Raw genomic sequence first — 18751 nt, 5'->3', positions numbered from 1 at the left:
AACGGCACCCCCCGAATTGTCCGGGGGGTGCCGTTGCGGCTGCTGATGCCCTCACCGATCATTGTCCGGGCGCGACTGCTACGCGCCGGTAGCTCTTTGGGGGGAAGCCGCGGTGGCGGAGATCAATCACTTTGAGTACGGATGGATCACACCGGCGCTCAGCTACGCGCTGTCGGTGCTGGGGTCCTTCCTCGGGCTGGTCTGCGCCGGCCGGATCCGTACCGCGTCGAGCCCCGGGCAGCGCGCCTGGTGGGGGCTGCTCGCCGCCTGGGCGATCGGCGGCACGGCCATCTGGGCGATGCACTTCATGGCCATGCTCGGCTTCGCCGTGGCCGGCACCCGCATCCGGTACGACATCCCGATCACCGCGGCCAGCACCCTGATCGCCGTGGTCGCCGTCGGTATCGGTCTGGCCATCGTCGGCACGGGTCGACTCTCGGCGCCCCGGCTGTTGGTCGGCGGCCTGTTCACCGGCGCCGGCGTCGCCGCCATGCACTACACCGGCATGGCGGCCATGCGGCTGGACGGCACCCTCGGGTACGACTCGACCCGGGTGGCGCTCTCCGTCGTCATCGCCCTGGTCGCCGCCACCGTCGCGCTCTGGCTGTCGATGACCGTCCGGCGTGGTCTGGCCATGGCCGCCTCCGCGCTGGTGATGGGGATCGCCGTCAACGGCATGCACTTCACCGGGATGAGCGCCCTCTCGGTGCACCTGCACGAGCGGCGCGGCGAACTGACCGGCGCCGAGGTCAGCGGCCTGCTGGTGCCGATCGTGCTCGCAGTCATCTTCGGCGTGGTCGGGCTGATCTACGCGCTGCTCGCCGCGCCGACCGACGAGGACCGGGCCGGGTTCGCCTACGTGGACGCGCGCCTCACCCCGGACCCGGCCGGTCCGACGACCGCCGCGGTGCCGCAGCCCGCCCCGGACCCGGTAGGGCTGCGCGCCCGCTCCACCCTCGGCCGGCCCGGTACGCCCTTCCCCTCGCGGCGCGACACCACGCCCCGCTGACCGCAGCCCCTCCCGCCGCCCGCACCCACCGGCATTGACAACGGTGAGTGCGGGCGGAAGGCTGTAACGGCACGCGTCGTGGCCTCGGTGCACGGGGGAGTGGCTCATGAGGCGCCCACGCATCAAACCGGAGCACGCCCCGTACCGGGTGGCCGGCTCCGCGGTCCGCATCGGCGGGCCCACCTACGGCGTCGCCGCGCAGGTCGACGACCCGGACGGCGCGGTCTGGACGCTGCTGGAGAGCATGGACGGCTCCCGCGACGTCGACGAGATCGTCCGGCGGGTCCACGCCGCCCACCCGACCGAGACCCCGGACGGGATCCGGGCCGCGCTGCGCCGCTTCGTCGAAGCGGGCTACGTCGAGGACGTCGGCGCGCCCGAGCCGGCGGAGCTGAGCGGGCGGGACCGGGAACGCTTCGACCGCAGCCGGGCGTACTTCCGCTGGCTGGACCTCACCCCGCGGGCCAGCACCTGGGAGCCGCAGGTCGCGCTGAGCCGGGCCCGGGTCACCCTGGTCGGCGTGGGCGGCACCGGCGGGGTCGCGGCGATGGCCCTGGCGGCCAGCGGGGTCGGCCGGCTGGTCTGCGTCGACCCCGACGTGGTGGAGCTGTCCAACCTCAACCGGCAGGTGCTCTACCAGGAGCGGGACATCGGCCGGCCCAAGGCGGACGCGGCCGCGCACCGGCTGCGCCGGCTGAACTCCGCGGTGCGGGTGACCGGGCTCCGGCAGCGGATCACCGGCCCCGACGACGTCGCCGCGCTGGCCGCGCGGTGCGACGTGCTGGTGCTCTCGGCCGACCGGCCGCAACCCGACGTGCGGATCTGGACCAACCGGGCCTGCCTGGCCACCGGCACGCCGTGGGTGGACGCCGGCTACCACGGCCCGTTGGTCCAGGTCGGCTCCTACGTGCCCGGTGCCGGGCCCTGCTGGGAGTGCGTACGCGCCGCCGACGCCGACCGGCACCACGCCGCCGGGGTGCGCTACGCCGACGCCGAACGGCGCAACGCGGCGGTGGCCAACGCCGTCGCGGCGCCGTCGGCGGGGATCTCCGGCTACCTGGCCGCCCACCACGCCCTGGCGCTGATCACCGGGGTGCCGGCCCGGCCGCCCGGCCGGGTCGACGCGGTGAACCTGATGGCGCTGGACGCGACCTTCACGCTCGACGACCCGCGGCGGCCCGACTGCCCGGCCTGCGGGACGCTCCGATGAGCGCTCCCGTCGCCGCCTCCCTGACGGTCGACGGCTCCACGCGGGTGCGGCTGCACCCGCTGCACATGCGTGACGAGGGCGGGTCGTGGATCGTCGGCCGGGTCGAGACCGGTGAGTTCGTCGCCCTGCCCCCGGTCGGGCAGCGGGCCGTCGCCCTGCTCGCCGACCACACCGTCGAGCAGGTACGCCGGCGGCTGCGCGCCGAGGCCGGCAGCGACGTGGACGTGGCCGCGTTCGTGACGTCCCTGGTGGAGCTCGGCTTCGTCGCCGCGCTCGACGACCGGCCGCTGCCGCAGGCGCCGGTGCCCGCGCCGATGTTCCCCCGGCTGCGTCCGCGGCACGTGCGCTGGCTGCTGCACCCCGCGCCGGCCCTGGCGGTCGGGGCCCTCCTGATCGCCGCGTTGGTGGCGGTCGCCGTGGACCCGGCCCTGGCCCCCGACCCCGGGCGGCTGGTCTGGAGCGACAGCGGTGCGGCGGTGCTGCTCGGCAACTTCGTCATCGTCTGGTCGCTGATCCTCCTGCACGAGCTCGCCCACCTGTTCACCGCCCGCGCGGCGGGCGCACCCGGGCGGATGAGCCTCGGCACCCGGTTGCAGTTCCTGGTGGCGCAGACCGACGTCAGCGGGGTGTGGGCCGCGCCCCGCCGGGCCCGGCTCACCGTCTACCTCGCCGGCATCGCGGTGAACCTGGTGGTCTCGGCCGTCGCCGTGCTGCTGCCCGCCGCCACGCACCTCGTCGGTGTCGCCGGGGACCTGGTCGCCGCCGTGGGGCTGCTCTCGCTGACCCTGGTCCCCGTCCAGTTCCTGGTCTTCATGCGCACCGACGTCTACTTCATGCTCCAGGACCTGGCCGGCTGCGCCAACCTGTACGCCGACGGCTCCGCCTACGCCCGGCACCTCGCGCGTCGGCTGGTGCGGGTGGGCGGCCCTGAGCCGGACCCGAGCGAGCGGCTGACCCCGCGGGAACGCCTCGCCGTGCGGGTCTACACCGTCGTGCTGGTGCTCGGGACGGCGGGCTGCCTGGCGGTGGCCGCCCTGGTCACCCTGCCGGTGAGCGTCGAGCTGTCCACCACGGCCGCGCGCACGGTGCTCGTCGGCGGCTCCACCGCGGAGGTCCTCGACGCGGCGGCCTTCGCCGGCATCAGCGCCCTGTGCCTCGCGCTGTGGACCTGGGCCTGGTGGCGCCGGCACGGTCCGCGGATCCGCCGGAAGATCAGCCGTACCCGTCGACGGGGTGGAAGGAGGTGATGGCATGAAGAAGCCCGAGAGCCGCAAGGTCGAGAAGAAGGAGACCGGCAAGCTCGACACGATCGAGATCCGCAAGCTGGACAAGATCGAGACGACGGCGCTGAACAGCAACCCGTCCGGCTGATGCCGGCGCCCGGGCCGGTCCGCTCCGGGCCGGTCCGGGCGCGGTCCGCCCGGTTCCCGCCGTCGTCGGCCTCGGCCTCCTTAGCCGACGATTAAGTCCGAGGGCGGTCGGTGCGGGGCGTGGGCGCACTGTGCAGACTGGGCCGATGCCCGCTCACCGCCGCCGTAGCCGCACGCCCGTCGCCGTGATCGTCCTGCTCGCCGTGGCGGTCACGGCCGGGGCCTGGTCACTGCACGGGCGGATGGTGGGCAACCCGATCGCCGCGGGCACCGGCGGGACGACCGCCGCCCCGTCGCCCACCGCGCTCCCCTCCGGCGCCTCACGCTGCGCCGGGCAGGTCCCCCGGGCGACCCGCGAGCTGCGCGGCATGTGGATCACCACGGTGAACAACATCGACTGGCCGAGCCGCCCCGGGCTGCCGGCCGAGACCGTCCGGGCCGAGTTCCGCGGCTGGCTGGACCTGGCCGTACGGCACCACCACAACGCCGTGTTCGTGCACGTCCGGCCGAGCGGGGACGCGCTCTGGCCGTCGGCGTACGCGCCGTGGTCGCAGTGGCTGACCGGCCGACGGGACGGCCGTGACCCGGGCTGGGACCCGATGGAGTTCATGGTCGCCGAGGCGCACGCCCGCAACCTGGAGTTCCACGCCTGGTTCAACCCGTACCGGGGCGGGCAGCCGGCCACCGTGGGTGGTCCCGGGCCGCGGCTGGACCAGCTCGCGCCGGACCACCCGCTGCGCCGGCACCCCGAGTGGGTGGTCACCTACCCCAGCGCCGACAAGCCCGGCAGCCGGCTGTACTTCAACCCCGGGGTGCCCGAGGCGCGCCGGTTCGTCGAGGACGCCATGCTGGAGGCGGTCGGCCGGTACGACGTCGACGGGGTGCACTTCGACGACTTCTTCTACCCGTACCCGGAGGCCGGCCAGGACTTCCCGGACGGCGCGGCGTACGCCCGCTACGGCCGCGGGTCCGCCGACCGGGACGCCTGGCGGCGGGAGAACGTGAACACGCTGGTCCGGGAGATGAGCGAGCGGATCAAGGCGATCAAGCCGTGGGTGAAGTTCGGCATCAGCCCGTTCGGCATCTGGCGCAACGCCCGTACCGACCCGGCCGGCTCGCCCACCGCCGGCCTGCAGAGCTACGACGACATCCACGCCGACACCCGGCTGTGGGTACGCCGGCAGTGGCTGGACTACGTCGTGCCGCAGCTCTACTGGCACATCGGCTTCGACCGGGCCGACTACGCGAAGCTGCTGCCCTGGTGGGCGCAGACCGTGCGGGGCACCCGGGTGCAGCTCTGGATCGGCCAGGCCGACTACCGGGTCGGTGAGCGCGGCACCTGGAGCGACCCGGGGGAGCTGGACCGCCAGCTCGCGCTCAACCGCCGCTACCCGGTCAGCGGCAGCGTCCACTTCAGCGCCGCCCAGGTACGCGCCGACCGGCTCGGCGCGGTCACCCGCTACAGCCGGGCGCACTACGCCGAGCCGGCGCTGCTGCCAACGATGGCGCAGCTGCCGGCGGCCCCGCCGGCCGCCCCGACAGTGACCGGGGCCCGGCGGGACGGCACCGGCGGGGTGGCCCTGACCTGGCGGGGAGAGGGTGCCACCAGCTTCGCCGTCTACCGGGTGGACTCCGGCGGCGCCCGGCTGGTCGCCACCACCCGGTCGACCGCCTGGGTCGACGGCGCCGCCCCGGCCGGCGGGTCGGTCTCGTACTGCGTGTCCGGGCTGGACCGCAGCGGCAACGAGGGGAGCCTGAGCGGGGCGGTCGCCGTCGCCGCGGCCGGCAGCTGACCGGGGGCGGGGTCAGCGGGCCAGCAGGAGGCGCAGTTCGCGGCTGACCTCCGTGGGCGCCTCCTCGGCCATGAAGTGCCCCGCCTTGGTGGTGACGTGGGCGAGGTCCGGGGCCCAGGCCCGCCAGAGCGCGTCCGCGTCGTAGCCGAGCACCGCGCCCCAGTCCTGCTGCACCACGGTCACCGGCATGGTCAGCCGGTTAGCGGCCGCCCGGTCGGCCCGGTCGTGGTCGACGTCGATCCCGGCCGAGGCGCGGTAGTCGGCGACGATCGACGGGACCGCCTCGCGGGACGCCCTCAGGTACTCGGCGCGTACCTCCGCCGGGATGGCGTCGGGGTTGCCGCCCCAGAGGTCGAGGAAGTGGCCGAAGAACGCGTCGGCGCTGGCGCTGATCATCCGTTCGGGCAGGCCGGGCGGCTGGGCCATCAGGTAGAGGTGGAACGCGACCGCCGCGCCGGCGCCGTGCAGGACGTCCCACATGTCCAGGGTGGGCAGCACGTCGAGGGCGGCGAGGTGGGTGATCGCGTCGGGGTGGTCCAGGCCCGCCCGGACGGCCACCAGGGCGCCCCGGTCGTGGCCGGCGAGGGCGAACCGCGGGTGGCCGAGCCGGCCGGCCACGGTCACCACGTCGGCGGCCATGGTCCGCTTGGAGTACGTCCCGGCGTCGCGCGCGGCGGGCTTGTCGCTGGCGCCGTACCCGCGCAGGTCCGGGCAGATCACCGTGTGGTCGGCGGCCAGGTCGGCGGCGACGTGCCGCCACATCAGGTGGGTCTGCGGGAAGCCGTGCAGCAGCACGAGCGGGCTTCCCGAGCCGCCCACCGCCACGTTCAGCGACACGTCGTCGTCGACGGCGACCCGCTGGTAGTCGAAGTCGGGGATGGCGATGGCCATGGTGAGGTCCTTCCGCTGGTCGGGTGGGCTGCGACCAGCCTGCGGGGCGCCGATGAGCAACCGATGAGCGCGCTACGGTGATCTCCGGTGGGGGGTGGTCCGGTGGAGGTCCGGTTCGGGGTGCTGGGACCGGTGACGGCCTGGGACGGCGCCGGCGCGCCGATCGACCTGCGGGGGCCGGCGCACCGGGCCGTCCTGGCCCGCCTGGTGGTCGCCCGCGGGCACGTCGTACCCGTCGGGCGCCTCGTGGACGACCTGTGGGAGGAGCCCCCGGCGGGCGCGGTGGGCGCGGTCCGCACGTTCGTGGCGGCGCTGCGCCGCGCGCTGGAGCCGCGGCGCGCACCCCGGCAGCCGGCCCGGCTGCTGGTCACCGAGGGCCCCGGGTACGCGCTGCGGGCGCCCGCCGACGCGGTGGACGCCTGGTGGTTCGAGGCGCGGGTCGGCCGGGCCGCGCAGGTCGCGCCGCAGCGGGCGCTGGAGCTGCTCGACGAGGCCCTGGGCCGCTGGCGGGGCCCGGCGTACGCCGACTTCGCCGACGCGTCGTGGGCCCGGGCGGAGCGGCACCGGCTCGACCAGCTCCGGTTGCACACGGTCGAACTGCGGGCCGCAACGCTGCTCACCGTCGGCCGGGCCGCCGAGGTGGTGCCGGACCTGGACGCCCTGGTGGCCGAGCACCCGTGGCGGGAGGAGTCGTGGCGGCTGCTGGCCCTGGCCCTCTACCGCACCGGCCGCCAGGGTGACGCCCTCGCGGTGCTGCGCCGCGCCCGGGAGCTGCTCCGCGACCAGCTCGGGGTGGATCCGGGTCCAGCCCTGCGCCGGGTGGAGACCGACATCCTGCGCCAGGCCGACCAGCCCGCCGGCGCCGCCGCGGAGCGGATCTGGGCGGAGGCCGCCGCGACGTACGACCGGGCCGTGGCCGCCGGCGCGAGGGGGCGCCTGGAGTCCACGGTCGGCCTGCTGCGCAGCCTGGCGGTGGCCGGTGCGGGCGGGCTGACCGCCGCCCGCGAACAGCGGTACCCGGCGATCGCCGCCGCCGAGCGGCTCGGCGACCCGGAGCTCACCGCGCGGGTGATCGGCGGCTACGACGTGCCGGCGATCTGGACCCGCTCGGACGACCCGGCGCAGGCCGCCCGGATCGTGGACGCGGCGGAGCGGGCGCTGGCCGCCCTCGGCCCCGGCTCACCCGACGGCGCCCGGGCCCGCCTGCTGGCCACCGTCGCGGTGGAGTCCCGGGGCACCCGGGCGGCCCGTGGGCCGCAGGCCGCCCGGGAGGCAGAGCGGATCGCGCGGGGACTGGGCGATCCGGCGCTGCTGGCGTTCGCCCTCAACGGCGTGTTCATGCAGACCTTCCACCGCGCGGGCCTGGCCCCCGAACGGGACGCGATCGGCGCCGAACTGGTGGCGCTGTCCACCCGGCACGGGCTGACCACGTACCAGATCCTCGGCCACCTGGTCCGCCTCCAGGCCGGTGGCGCGCTCGGCGACTTCGCCGGCGCCGACGAGCACGCCACGGCCGTGGACCGGCTCGCCGCGCGGGACGAGCGACCGCTGGCCGGGGTGTTCACCCGGTGGTACCGGGCCATGCGGCTGGCCGCGTGCGGTGCGGCCGTGCCGCGGGCGCGGGACGCCTACCGGGAGGCGGCGGCGCACCTGGACGGCGCCGGCATGCCCGGGGTCGAGCGGGGCCTGCTCCCGTTGGCCCTGCTCTGCCTGGACACCTGGCACGGGCGGCCCACCGACCTCGACGACGACACCGACTGGGGGCCGTACGCGCCGTGGGCCCGCCCGCTGGTGCTGCTGGCGCGGGACCGTCCGGCCGACGCCGCCCAGGCCCTGCGCCGGACCCCGCAGCCCCCGCGCGACCTGCTCTTCGAGGCGCTGTGGGTGCTCACCGGCGAGGCCGCGATCCGGCTCGACGACCGGGCGACGGTCCGCCGGGCCCTGGCCGAGCTCGCTCCGGCCGCGGGCGAGCTGGCCGGGGCGGGCAGCGGCATGCTCACCGCCGGCCCGGTCGCGCACCACCTCGACCGGCTCACCGCCGCCCTGGGCTGAGCGCGGCACGTCAGCCGGGTGGCGGCGGGCGCAGGCCGGCGACGAAGAGGGCGACCAGCTGGTTGCCGACCTCGGCGAAGCTCAGCGGCCCGTCCGGGTGGAACCAGGTGTGCGTGCTGCCGAGGGCGCTGAGGAAGGCGTGGGTGATCACGGTGGCGGAGACGTCGGTGCGGACCACGCCGCGCTCCTGTCCCTCGCGGACCAGGTCCCGGAAGAGCTCGTGGTAGCGGCGGCGTTCCCGCCGGGTCGCCTCGGCCTGCTCGTCGTCGAGCAGGTGCGCCGAGCGGGCCCAGACGGTCAGCTCGGCGACGTGCGCGGCGGTGTGCGCGACGACGTCGAGGGCGGCGGCCCGCAGCCGCTCCTCGACCGGGCCGGCGCCGCCGGCGATCGTGGCCAGGCGGGACGTCTGCTCGGCCAGCAGCTCCCGGTAGATGCTGGTGAGCAGCTCCGACTTCGAGCCGAACCAGTGGTACAGCGCGCCCTTGGTGACCTGCGCGGTGGCCACGATCTCCTGGACGCTGGTCGCCTCGTAGCCACGGCGGGCGAACAGCTCGGTGGCGGCGGTGACGATGGCGTGTCGGGCCGAGCCGCGGGGCGCCCGCCGTCGGCCGGCCGGGGCGTCCGGCGCCGCCACGGTCACCGCGGCCCCAGCTGGCGGCGGATCTCCCGCCGGGCCACGTCGCGCACGTGCACCTCGTCCGGGCCGTCGGCGATCCGCAGGGTACGGGCGCCGGCGTACATCGCGGCGAGGGGGACGTCGTCGGAGACGCCGGCGCCGCCGTGCACCTGGATGGCCCGGTCGAGCACGTCCAGGGCGACCCGCGGGGCGATCACCTTGATCGCGGCGATCTCGGTGCGGGCCGCCTTGGCGCCGTACCGGTCGATCATCCAGGCGGCCTTGAGGGTGAGCAGCCGGGCCTGCTCGATGGCCATCCGGGACTCGGCGATCTGCTGCTGCACCACGCCCTGCTCGGCCAGCGGCCGGCCGAAGGCGACCCGGCTCGCCGCGCGGTGCACCATCAGCTCCAGGGCCCGTTCGGCCAGCCCGATCGCGCGCATGCAGTGGTGGATGCGGCCGGGCCCGAGCCGGGCCTGGGCCAGGGCGAAGCCGCCGCCCTCCTCGCCGAGCAGGTTGCCCACCGGCACCCGGACGTCGGTGAAGAGCACCTCGCCGTGGCCGTGCTGGTCGTGGTAGCCGAAGACCGGCAGCGACCGGAGCACCTGGACGCCGGGGGTGTCCACCGGCACCAGGACCATCGACTGCTGCCGGTGGGTGTCGGCCGACGGGTCGGTCTTGCCCATCAGGATCATGACCTGGCAGCGCGGGTCGGCGATGCCGGTGGTCCACCACTTGCGGCCGTTGATCACGTACGAGTCGCCGTCGCGCTCGATCCGGGTGGAGATGTTGGTGGCGTCGCTGGAGGCGACGTCCGGCTCGGTCATCGCGAACGCCGAGCGGATCTCGCCGGCGAGCAGCGGACGCAGCCAGCGTTCCTGCTGCTCGGGGGAGCCGAACATGTGCAGGATCTCCATGTTGCCGGTGTCCGGGGCGGCGCAGTTGGTGGCCTCCGGGGCGAGTTCGATGGAGCGGCCCATCAGCTCGGCGAGCGGGGCGTACTCGACGTTGGTCAGCCCGGACAGCGCCGGCAGGAAGAGGTTCCACAGCTCGCGACGGCGGGCCTCTGCCTTGAGCTCCTCGACCACGGCGGGCAGCTGGTGCGGGGTGCCGGCGGCGGCGAGCTCGGCGCGCTGGGCGGCGTAGACCGCCTCGGCGGGATGGACGTGGGAGTCCATGAAGTCCTGGAGCCGCGCCAGGTGCTCGGCGGCCCGGGCGGTCGGTTCGAAGTCCATGGCTTCCTCCCCATTGACGCGCGTGTCGGCGGCTCGCTACCGTCGCCGGACGCCGAACATACCGGCTGGTCGGTATGGCGTCCAGAGCAGAACGAAGCAGGGAGCACCGACGTGAGCGTGATGGACCGGTTCCGCCTCGACGGGAAGGTCGCCGTGGTCACCGGCGCCTCGTCCGGCCTGGGGGTGTCGTTCGCCCGCGCGCTCGCCGAGGCCGGCGCCGACGTCGTCCTCGGGGCCCGCCGCGCCGACCGCCTGCCGCAGACCGGCGCGCTGGTCGAGGCGGCCGGCCGGCGGTACGCCGCCCGCGCCACCGACGTCACCGACCCGGCCGACTGCGAGGCGCTGATCGCCACCGCCGTCGAGCGCTTCGGACGGGTCGACGTGCTGGTCAACAACGCCGGGGTCGGCACCGCCGTGCCGGCCACCCGGGAGACCCCGGAGCAGTTCCGCTCGGTGGTCGACGTCAACCTGATGGGCAGCTACTGGATGGCCCAGGCCTTCGCCCGGGCGGCGCGCGACGGCGGCGCCGTGGTCAACGTCTCCAGCGTCATCGGGCTGCGCCCCGGCGGCATCCCGCAGGCCGCGTACGCCTCCAGCAAGGCCGCCGTGATCGGCCTGACCCGGGACCTGGCCGCCCAGTGGACCGGCCGCAAGGGCATCCGGGTCAACTGCCTCGCCCCCGGCTTCTTCCCGTCGGAGATGAGCGACCAGCTGGAGCCGGGCACCCTCGAGATGGTCAAGGCCCTCGCCCCGGCCGGCCGGCTCGGCGACCCCGAGGAGCTGGCCGCCACGCTGATCTGGCTGGCCAGCGACGCCTCGTCCTACGTCACCGGGGTGACCGTCCCGGTCGACGGCGGCCTCGTCATGCCTTGACGCCCGGCGGGGGCAGGGCGTAGACCAGCTTTCACGTTCCTCGATGCAGCCCACCCGGAGGAGACCCGATGAGCTTCAACCTCGCCACCATCCTCCGGGAACCCCGCCGGGCGCATCCGGACAAGCCGCTCTGCCACCTGGGCGAGCTGACCTTCAGCTATGCCCAGGTCGACGAGATCTCCGGCCGGGTCGCCGCCGCGCTGCTCGGGTCGGGCCTGCGTCGCGGCGACAAGGTGGCCGTGCAGCTGCCCAACGTGCCGCAGTTCCTCTTCACCTACTTCGCCATCCTCAAGGCCGGGCTGGTGATGGTGCCGCTCAACCCGCTGCTGCGCGCCGGTGAGATCGCCTACCACCTGGCCGACTCGGAGACCCGGGTCCTGGTCACCTTCGAACTCTTCGCCGACGAGGCGGTCAGGGGCGCCGCCGGGGTCGAGGGCGTCAGGACGTACGTGGTGAACCTGCCCGGCAGCGACCGCCGGCCGGACGGCACCCGCTCCTACGACGAGTTGTACGCCGCGCAGGACACCGGGGAGATCGCCCCCACCGAGGCCGACGACACGGCGGTGCTGCTCTACACCAGCGGCACCACCGGCCGGCCCAAGGGCGCCGAGCTGACCCACTTCAACCTCTACATGAACTGCACCGTCGGCGGTGAGCTGTTCGGCTTCCGGGACGACGACATCGGCCTGGCCGTGCTGCCGCTGTTCCACGTCTTCGGGCTCTCCAGCGTGCTCAACGTGGCCGTCCGCTACGGCGGCACGATCGTGCTGGTGCCGCGCTTCGAGGTGGAGCCGGTGGTGGCCGCGATCGAACGGCACCGCTGCACGATCTTCTCCGGCGTACCCACCATGTACTTCGCCCTGGTGCAGGCGGACCTCACCGGACGGGACCTGGGCTCGCTGCGGGTCGGGGTCTCCGGCGGCGCGGCGATCCCCGGCGAGGTGATCCGGGCCTTCGAGGAGAAGGTGCCGGGTGTGGTGATCCTGGAGGGGTACGGCCTGTCCGAGACCGCCAGCACCACCACCTTCAACATCAGCGCCGAGCAGCGCAAGGTGCTCTCGGTCGGCAAGCCGATCTGGGGCGTGCAGACCCGGGTCGTCGACGAGGCCGACCGGCCGCTGCCCGCCGGCCCCGACCAGGTCGGCGAGATCGTGGTCCGCGGCCACAACGTCATGAAGGGCTACTACAGGAACCCCGAGGCGACCGCGGAGGCGCTGCGCGGCGGCTGGTTCCACACCGGAGACCTCGGGTACGCCGACGACGACGGCTACCTCTTCATCGTGGACCGCAAGAAGGACATGATCATCCGCGGTGGCTTCAACGTGTACCCCCGCGAGGTCGAGGAGGTGCTCTACGCCCACCCGGCGGTGGTGGAGGCCGCCGTGATCGGCCGCCCCGACGCCAAGCTCGGCGAGGAGGTCGTCGCGGTGCTCAGCCTCACCCCCGACGCCCAGGTCACCGGCGAGGAGCTGGTCGCCTGGTGCCGGGAGCGGCTGGCCGCCTACAAGTACCCCCGCCAGGTACGCGTCGTCGCCGAGCTGCCCAAGGGCCCCACCGGCAAGCTGCTCAAGCGGGAGTTGAAGAAGGAGCTGGGATGAGCCCGGTCCACACCGTACGCGGGCCGGTCGACAGCGCCGACCTGGGCCGCACCTACATGCACGAGCACATCTTCGTGCTCACCGCCGACGTGCAGGCCAACCACCCGCAGGAGTGGGGCAGCGAGGAGGACCGGGTCGCCGACGCGGTGCAGAAGCTGCGCGCCCTCGCCGCCCAGGGCGTGACGACGCTCGTCGACCCGACGGTGGTCGGCCTCGGCCGCTACGTCCCCCGCATCCAGCGCATCGCCGAGCAGGTCCCGGACCTGAACATCGTCGTGGCCACCGGCATCTACACGTACGACAGCGTGCCGTTCCACTTCCACCACCGCGGGCCGGCTCTGGCCGCGGTGCTCGGCACCGAACTGCCCGACCCGATGGTGGACCTGTTCGTCGACGACATCACCGACGGCATCGCCGGCACCGGCGTGCGGGCGGGCATGCTCAAGTGCGCCATCGACGAGCCGGGGCTCACCCCGGGAGTCGAGCGGGTGATGCGGGCCGTCGCCCGCGCCCACCACGCCACCGGCACGCCGATCACCGTGCACACCCATCCGGGTACGCGGACGGCAATGGACGTCAAGCGGGTGCTCTGCGACTCCGAGGGAGTCGACCCGGGGCGCATAGTGCTGGCCCACAGCGGCGACACCACCGACTGCGACCACCTCACCGCCCTGGCCGACGCCGGCTTCGTCCTCGGGATGGACCGGTTCGGCCTCAACCTCGGGGACACCACCTTCGAGACCCGGGCCGACACCCTGGTCGAGATGTGCCGGCGCGGGTACGCCGAGCGAATGGTGCTGTCCCAGGACGCCTCCTGCTACATCGACTGGATCGACCCGATGGTCATGCCCTTCCTGCCGCAGTGGCACTACCTGCACCTCGGCGCGGAGGTGCTGCCGTACGTCCGCGAGCGCGGGGTGACCGAGGAGCAGATCGACACCATGCTGGTGGCCAACCCGCGCCGGTTCTTCGAGACCGGCCGACCGACCCCGGCGCCGCCGGACGCGATTGGTGCACCAGGGGTGCGGTGACCCGCGGCGGGTCCGGCTCGGCGGCCCGGTGGCCGTCCTGGTCGGACCCGCCGACGTCACAGCGGCGTAACGAAACATCGATCGACGCCATTTGATCAGTACACTCCCGGTGTAACAACGCCAGCCCCATGCTTCGCCCTGACAAGAGGTGAACATGAGCGTCGAACCCCGCGCCGGCATCGATCTGGCCCTGCACCACGTCGGCGTGCGGTTCGGTGGACTGGTCGCCCTCGACGACGTCTCGTTGCGGGTGCCGCCCGGCCGCATCGTCGGAGTGATCGGTCCCAACGGCGCCGGCAAGACCACCCTGTTCAACGTGGTCTGCGGGTTCGTCCCGCCGACCAGCGGCACGCTCACCCTCGACGGCGCGGCGTTCCGGCCCCGCCCGCACCGGCTCACCCGCCTCGGCGTCGCCCGCACCCTGCAGGGCGTCGGCCTCTTCCCCGGGCTCAGCGTCCTGGAGAACGTGCTGGCCGGCGCCAGCCACACCGCCCGAGCCGGCTTCGCCACCGCCCTGCTCGGCCTGCCCGGCAGCGACCGCGACGAGCGGCGGCTACGCGAGGAGGCCCGGGCTCTGCTCGCCGAGCTGGGCGTTGAACGGTACGCCGGCGCGGCCCCCGGCACCCTGCCGTACGCGACCCGCAAACGGGTCGCCCTCGCCCGGGCCCTGATCGCCCGCCCCCGGCTGCTGCTGCTCGACGAGCCCGCCGGTGGCCTCGGCGCCGACGACATCGCCGAACTGGCGGCGCTGGTCACCACGCTGCCCGACCGCGCGCACGGCACCTGCTCGGTCATGCTGGTCGAACACCACATGGACCTGGTCATGTCCGTCTGCCACGAGATCGTGGTGCTCGACTTCGGCCGGGTCGTCGCCGTCGGGACCCCCGCGCAGATCCGCGACGACCCGCTGGTGACCGAGGCCTACCTGGGCGCCGAGGTACCGCCCCGGCCCACCGGCGTGGGGCCGGCGTCGTGACCGCCATCCTGGAGGTCGACGAGCTCAGTTCCGGCTACGGACCGGTGCCGGTGCTGCGCGACGTCACGTTCGAGGTCCCCACCGGCACCGTCACCGCCATCCTCGGCGCCAACGGCGCCGGCAAGACCACCCTGCTGCGCACCCTGTCCGGCCTGCTGCGACCCACCACTGGCCGGGTCCGCTTCGACGGCGAGGACCTGCGCGGCGTACCCGTCGAACGGCTGGTGCGGCGGGGCCTGGCCCACGTGCCGGAGGGGCGCGGCGTCGTCGCCGAGCTGACCGTCGAGGAGAACCTGCGCCTCGGCGGGCTGTGGCGCCGGGACCGCGCCGACGCCCGCCGGGCGCAGGACGAGGTGTATCAGCTCTTCGACCCGCTGGCCCGCCGCCGCCGGCACGCCGGGCACCAGCTCTCCGGCGGGGAACGGCAGATGCTCGCCCTCGGCCGGGCGCTGATCGCCCGACCCCGGCTGCTGCTGCTCGACGAGCCGTCGCTCGGGCTGGCGCCCCGGGTGAGCGGCCAGATCATGACGCTGCTGCGCCAGCTCTGCGACGGCAGCGGCCTGACCGTCCTGCTCGTCGAGCAGAACGTCCGCAGCGCCCTGGGCATCGCCGACCAGGGCGTGGTCATGTCCCTCGGCCGGGTCGTCATGGCGACCCCGGCGGCGCAACTGCGCGACGACGAGCAGCTCCGCCACGCCTACCTCGGATTCTGACCGCACTCGTAGGAAGGATCCGCCGTTGGACCGGTTCCTGTTCCTCACCTTAGACGGAGTGTCCACCGGCGCCGTCTACGCCGCGTTCGCCCTCGCCCTGGTGCTCATCTGGCGGGCGGCCCGCCTGGTCAACTTCGCCCAGGGCGCCATGGCGGTCGCGACGGCGTACGTCGGTTACGCCGTCGTCTCCGCCACCGGCTCCTACTGGCTGGGGCTCGGCGCGGCCGTGCTGGCCGGCCTGGCGCTCGGCGCGCTGGTCGAACGGGTGCTGATGCGTTTCGTCGGCCACGCCAACCCCCTGGGCGACGTGATCGTCGCCCTCGGGCTGGTGCTGCTGATCCAGGCGGTGCTCGGCATGGTCTTCGGCAACGAGTACCGGCCCACGGCGGTGCCGTTCGACACCGACGCGCTCACCGTCGGCGGGATCGCCGCCATGTCCCCGTACGACCTGTGGGTCCTCGGCGCCGTCGTGGTGGTCGTGGCGCTGCTGGCGCTGCTGTTCACCCGCACCTCGCTCGGGCTGCGGATGCGGGCGTCGGCCTTCGCGCCCGAGGTGTCCCGGCTGCTCGGCGTCCAGGTCTCCCGGATGCTCACGGTGGGCTGGGCGTTGGCCGCGGCGGTCGGCGCCCTCGCCGGCATGCTGGTCGTGCCCACCGGGCTGGGACTGCACCCGCACGCGATGGACCTGGTCTTCGTGATCGCCTTCACCGCCGCCGTGGTCGGTGGCCTGGACAGCCCGGCCGGGGCGGTGGTCGGCGGCCTGCTGGTCGGCCTGATCCTGTCGTACGTCACCGGCTACCTGGGCCCCGACACCACACCGCTGGCCGTCCTCGTCCTGCTGCTGGCGGTGCTGCTGGTCCGTCCCGGCGGCCTCTTCTCCGGCCCGAGAGCGAGACACGTGTGACCGCGACCCGACCCTCCGAGGTCCCCACCGAACGGCCACCCGCCGCGCCGTCGGCGCTGCGGCGGTTGCTACCCGGCGCGCCCGGCAGCGGCACGGTGGGCGGCTCGACGCTGCTGCGCCACCTGATCGTCGCCGTCCTCGCCGGCACGGCCGTGGTGCTGCTGACCAACCAGCTGCCGCCGTACCAGAACCTGCAGGTCGCCCGGGTCGGCGCGTTCCTCTGCGTCACCGCCGGCTACACCGTCCTGGTCGGGCTCAACGGTCAGCTCTCCCTGGGACACGGCGCGCTGATGGCGACCGGCGCGTACACCGTCGCGCTGGTCCAGCAGGCGCTGGCGGACCGGGCCGTGCAGGGCCGCTGGATCCTGCCGCTGTCGCTGCTGCTCGCCGCCGGGGTGACCGCGGCGGTCGGCCTGGCCATCGGGCTGGCCGCGGCGCGGCTGCGCGGGCCGTACCTGGCCGGCGTCACGCTCGCCGTCGCCACCCTGGTTCCGGCGATCACCACGATCTTCACCGACGTCTTCAACGGTGAGCAGGGGCTGCGCTTCCCGGCGGAGACGCCCCCGGCGTCGCTCGGGGCGTACTTCCAGCCGGAGCGCTGGCTGGCCTGGGTCGCGTTGCTCGCCGCGCTGGTGACCATGGTGCTGATGGCGAACCTGGTGCGCAGCCGGTTCGGCCGGTCGCTGCGCGCGGTCCGCGACGACGAGGTGGCCGCCCGGCTGGCCGGCATCCCGGTCGCCCGCACGCAGGTGCTCGCCTTCGTGGTGAGCGCCGCCTGCGCCGGCCTGGGCGGCGGGGTGTACGCGGTGCTGACCGGCACGGTCGCCCCCGGCAAGTTCGCCCTCGAGCTGTCGCTGTTCCTGCTGATGGCGATCGTGATCGGCGGCCTGGGCAGCCTCGCCGGCGCGGTCTGGGGAGCCGTCCTGCTGGTGGCGCTGCAGGACCTGCCCAGCCTGCTCACCGAAACCTTCACCCTCCCGTCGGGGCTGGCCCGACGGCTGGAGGGCAACCTCGCCCTGGCCGTGTTCGGCCTGACCCTCGTCGTCGTCATGCTGGCCGCCCCCGGCGGCCTGCAGGGCGCCGCCCGTGACCTGCTCGCCCGACTCGGAGCACGCCGGCGGCACCCGAGCCGCTGACCCACCCCGGTTCCACCGTTCGCACCCGTCGCACCGGAGGAGAACCATGCCACCCATCACCCGCCGCGCTCTCGCCGCCGCCACCACCAGCCTGCTGCTGCTGATCGGCGCGTCGGCGTGCGCCAACGACGAGCAGCAGGCGACCGAGAACGTCCCGGGCGTCACCGACACCGAGGTCCTGATCGGCACCCACCAGCCGCTCACCGGCCCCGCCGCCCCCGGCTACTCCCGGATCTCCGCCGCCACCAGGGCCTACTTCGAGCACGTCAACAGCAAGGGCGGGGTGAACGGCCGGAAGATCGTCTACAAGGTCATGGACGACGGCTACAACCCCGCCAACACCGACAACGTGGTCCGCAAGCTCGTCCTGCAGGACAAGGTCTTCGCGCTCCTCGGTGGGCTGGGCACCCCCACCCACACCAACGTGCTGGAATTCGTCAAGACCCAGAAGGTGCCCGACCTGTTCGTCTCCTCCGGCAGCCGCAACTGGAACCAGCCCGACACGTACCCGACCACCTTCGGTTGGCAGCCCGACTACACCGTCGAGGGCAAGATCCTCGCCACCTTCGTGAAGCAGGAGTTCCCGGGCCGCAAGGTGTGTCACTTCGGGCAGAACGACGACTTCGGCCGGGACAGCCTCGTCGGGGTGGAGAAGATCCTCGGACCGGTGGCGGCCAAGCAGACATACACCACCACCAATCAGCAGGTCGGCCCGGCGATCGGCGCGCTGAAGGCGGCCGGCTGCCAGGTGGTCGTCTCGGCGACCATCCCCGGCTTCACCGCGCTCGCCATGGGACAGGCCGCCGCCCAGGGGTTCAAGGCCCAGTGGGTGGTGTCCAACGTGGGCGCCGACTACACCACGCTGGCCAAGCAGCTCGGCGACAAGAAGGTGATCCTGGAGGGGCTTCTCGCCGACAACTACCTGCCGATGGCGGGCGACGCGGACAACCCGTGGATCCAGGAGTTCACCAGGATCCATCAGCGGTACAACGCCGCCAACCCGATCGACGGCAACGCCGTCTACGGCTACTCGATGGCGTACACCTTCGTGCAGGCGCTGCTGGCCGCCGGCAAGGACCTCACCCGGGAGAAGCTGGTGCGGGCCGTCGAGAAGGGCGGCTTCACCGGGCCCGGCCTGACCCCGTTCCGGTACGCCGACGGCGTCCACGCCGGCTACAGCGGCGTACGGATGACCAGGGTCGCCAACGGAGTGCAGGACTACTTCGGTCCGACCTGGACCACCGACGACGCCGACGGCGAGGTCAAGGAGTTCACCGAGGCGCCGAGCACCCCGCCGGCGGACGCCATCCCGACCACCTGATCCGACCATCGCCGGCCGACCGC

16 protein-coding genes are annotated in these 18751 nt (G+C 74.2%); 13 read left to right on the top strand and 3 right to left on the bottom strand.

Features of this window, described 5'->3' with window-relative positions; translation table 11 throughout:
• Positions 1 to 112 precede the first annotated feature (112 nt).
• The 4 genes from GA0070564_RS15400 to GA0070564_RS15385 all read left to right on the top strand — a co-directional run bounded on the left by GA0070564_RS15400 (position 113) and on the right by GA0070564_RS15385 (position 5382).
• The gene (locus GA0070564_RS15400; protein ID WP_091609337.1) at positions 113 to 1009 is read left to right on the top strand and encodes an MHYT domain-containing protein; all 897 of its coding nucleotides are present in this window, start codon (positions 113 to 115) and stop codon (positions 1007 to 1009) included.
• A 106-nt stretch (positions 1010 to 1115) separates the two neighbouring features.
• Entirely contained in the window at positions 1116 to 2219 is a 1104-nt protein-coding gene (locus GA0070564_RS15395; protein WP_218104930.1) for a HesA/MoeB/ThiF family protein, read from the top strand.
• Positions 2216 to 3466, top strand: coding sequence for a zinc metalloprotease (locus tag GA0070564_RS15390; RefSeq protein WP_091609336.1), 1251 nt, complete (start codon positions 2216 to 2218; stop codon positions 3464 to 3466). Before GA0070564_RS15395 ends, GA0070564_RS15390 begins: the two co-directional genes overlap by 4 nt.
• Before the next feature lie 269 nt (positions 3467 to 3735).
• Complete coding sequence (locus GA0070564_RS15385) at positions 3736 to 5382, top strand: glycoside hydrolase family 10-like protein (protein ID WP_245670018.1); 1647 nt, start codon at positions 3736 to 3738, stop codon at positions 5380 to 5382.
• A 12-nt stretch (positions 5383 to 5394) separates the two neighbouring features.
• Here the strand turns inward: GA0070564_RS15385 and GA0070564_RS15380 are convergent, their stop codons facing one another.
• Positions 5395 to 6273 carry an alpha/beta fold hydrolase gene (locus tag GA0070564_RS15380; protein WP_091609335.1) on the bottom strand — a complete coding sequence of 293 codons (879 nt, stop codon included), beginning with the start codon at positions 6271 to 6273 and terminating at the stop codon, positions 5395 to 5397.
• A gap of 102 nt (positions 6274 to 6375) precedes the next feature.
• On the opposite strand from GA0070564_RS15380, the gene GA0070564_RS15375 reads away from it, so the two are divergent.
• Entirely contained in the window at positions 6376 to 8325 is a 1950-nt protein-coding gene (locus GA0070564_RS15375; protein ID WP_091609334.1) for an AfsR/SARP family transcriptional regulator, read from the top strand.
• Between the two features lie 10 nt (positions 8326 to 8335).
• Here the strand turns inward: GA0070564_RS15375 and GA0070564_RS15370 are convergent, their stop codons facing one another.
• Both GA0070564_RS15370 and GA0070564_RS15365 read right to left on the bottom strand, forming a co-directional pair.
• Positions 8336 to 8965 (bottom strand): TetR/AcrR family transcriptional regulator, encoded by a 630-nt coding sequence (locus tag GA0070564_RS15370; RefSeq protein ID WP_218104929.1) that lies wholly within the window; start codon positions 8963 to 8965, stop codon positions 8336 to 8338.
• A complete protein-coding gene (locus GA0070564_RS15365) occupies positions 8962 to 10176 on the bottom strand; it encodes an acyl-CoA dehydrogenase family protein (RefSeq protein ID WP_091609333.1) in 1215 nt (404 codons plus the stop codon). Before GA0070564_RS15365 ends, GA0070564_RS15370 begins: the two co-directional genes overlap by 4 nt.
• A 120-nt stretch (positions 10177 to 10296) precedes the next feature.
• On the opposite strand from GA0070564_RS15365, the gene GA0070564_RS15360 reads away from it, so the two are divergent.
• The 8 genes from GA0070564_RS15360 to GA0070564_RS15325 all read left to right on the top strand — a co-directional run bounded on the left by GA0070564_RS15360 (position 10297) and on the right by GA0070564_RS15325 (position 18728).
• On the top strand, positions 10297 to 11049 hold the full coding sequence (locus GA0070564_RS15360) for an SDR family NAD(P)-dependent oxidoreductase (protein ID WP_245670080.1): 753 nt from the start codon (positions 10297 to 10299) through the stop codon (positions 11047 to 11049).
• Positions 11050 to 11117: 68 nt separating this feature from the next.
• The gene (locus GA0070564_RS15355) at positions 11118 to 12647 is read left to right on the top strand and encodes a long-chain-fatty-acid--CoA ligase (RefSeq protein WP_091609331.1); all 1530 of its coding nucleotides are present in this window, start codon (positions 11118 to 11120) and stop codon (positions 12645 to 12647) included.
• Positions 12644 to 13678 carry a phosphotriesterase family protein gene (locus tag GA0070564_RS15350; protein WP_091609330.1) on the top strand — a complete coding sequence of 345 codons (1035 nt, stop codon included), beginning with the start codon at positions 12644 to 12646 and terminating at the stop codon, positions 13676 to 13678. The genes GA0070564_RS15355 and GA0070564_RS15350 overlap by 4 nt, the downstream gene beginning before the upstream one ends.
• Positions 13679 to 13832: 154 nt before the next feature.
• Positions 13833 to 14654, top strand: coding sequence for an ABC transporter ATP-binding protein (locus tag GA0070564_RS15345; RefSeq protein WP_091609329.1), 822 nt, complete (start codon positions 13833 to 13835; stop codon positions 14652 to 14654).
• On the top strand, positions 14651 to 15367 hold the full coding sequence (locus GA0070564_RS15340) for an ABC transporter ATP-binding protein (protein ID WP_091609328.1): 717 nt from the start codon (positions 14651 to 14653) through the stop codon (positions 15365 to 15367). The genes GA0070564_RS15345 and GA0070564_RS15340 overlap by 4 nt, the downstream gene beginning before the upstream one ends.
• A gap of 25 nt (positions 15368 to 15392) precedes the next feature.
• On the top strand, positions 15393 to 16271 hold the full coding sequence (locus GA0070564_RS15335) for a branched-chain amino acid ABC transporter permease (protein ID WP_091609327.1): 879 nt from the start codon (positions 15393 to 15395) through the stop codon (positions 16269 to 16271).
• On the top strand, positions 16268 to 17407 hold the full coding sequence (locus GA0070564_RS15330; protein WP_091609326.1) for a branched-chain amino acid ABC transporter permease: 1140 nt from the start codon (positions 16268 to 16270) through the stop codon (positions 17405 to 17407). Before GA0070564_RS15335 ends, GA0070564_RS15330 begins: the two co-directional genes overlap by 4 nt.
• Before the next feature lie 46 nt (positions 17408 to 17453).
• Positions 17454 to 18728 (top strand): ABC transporter substrate-binding protein, encoded by a 1275-nt coding sequence (locus GA0070564_RS15325; RefSeq protein WP_091609325.1) that lies wholly within the window; start codon positions 17454 to 17456, stop codon positions 18726 to 18728.
• Positions 18729 to 18751: the final 23 nt, after the last annotated feature.

Source organism: Micromonospora mirobrigensis, from assembly GCF_900091555.1.
Lineage (GTDB): Bacteria > Actinomycetota > Actinomycetes > Mycobacteriales > Micromonosporaceae > Micromonospora > Micromonospora mirobrigensis.
Note: the sequence above shows the minus strand (reverse complement) of the source record. Positions and strands in the feature narration are given on the sequence as shown.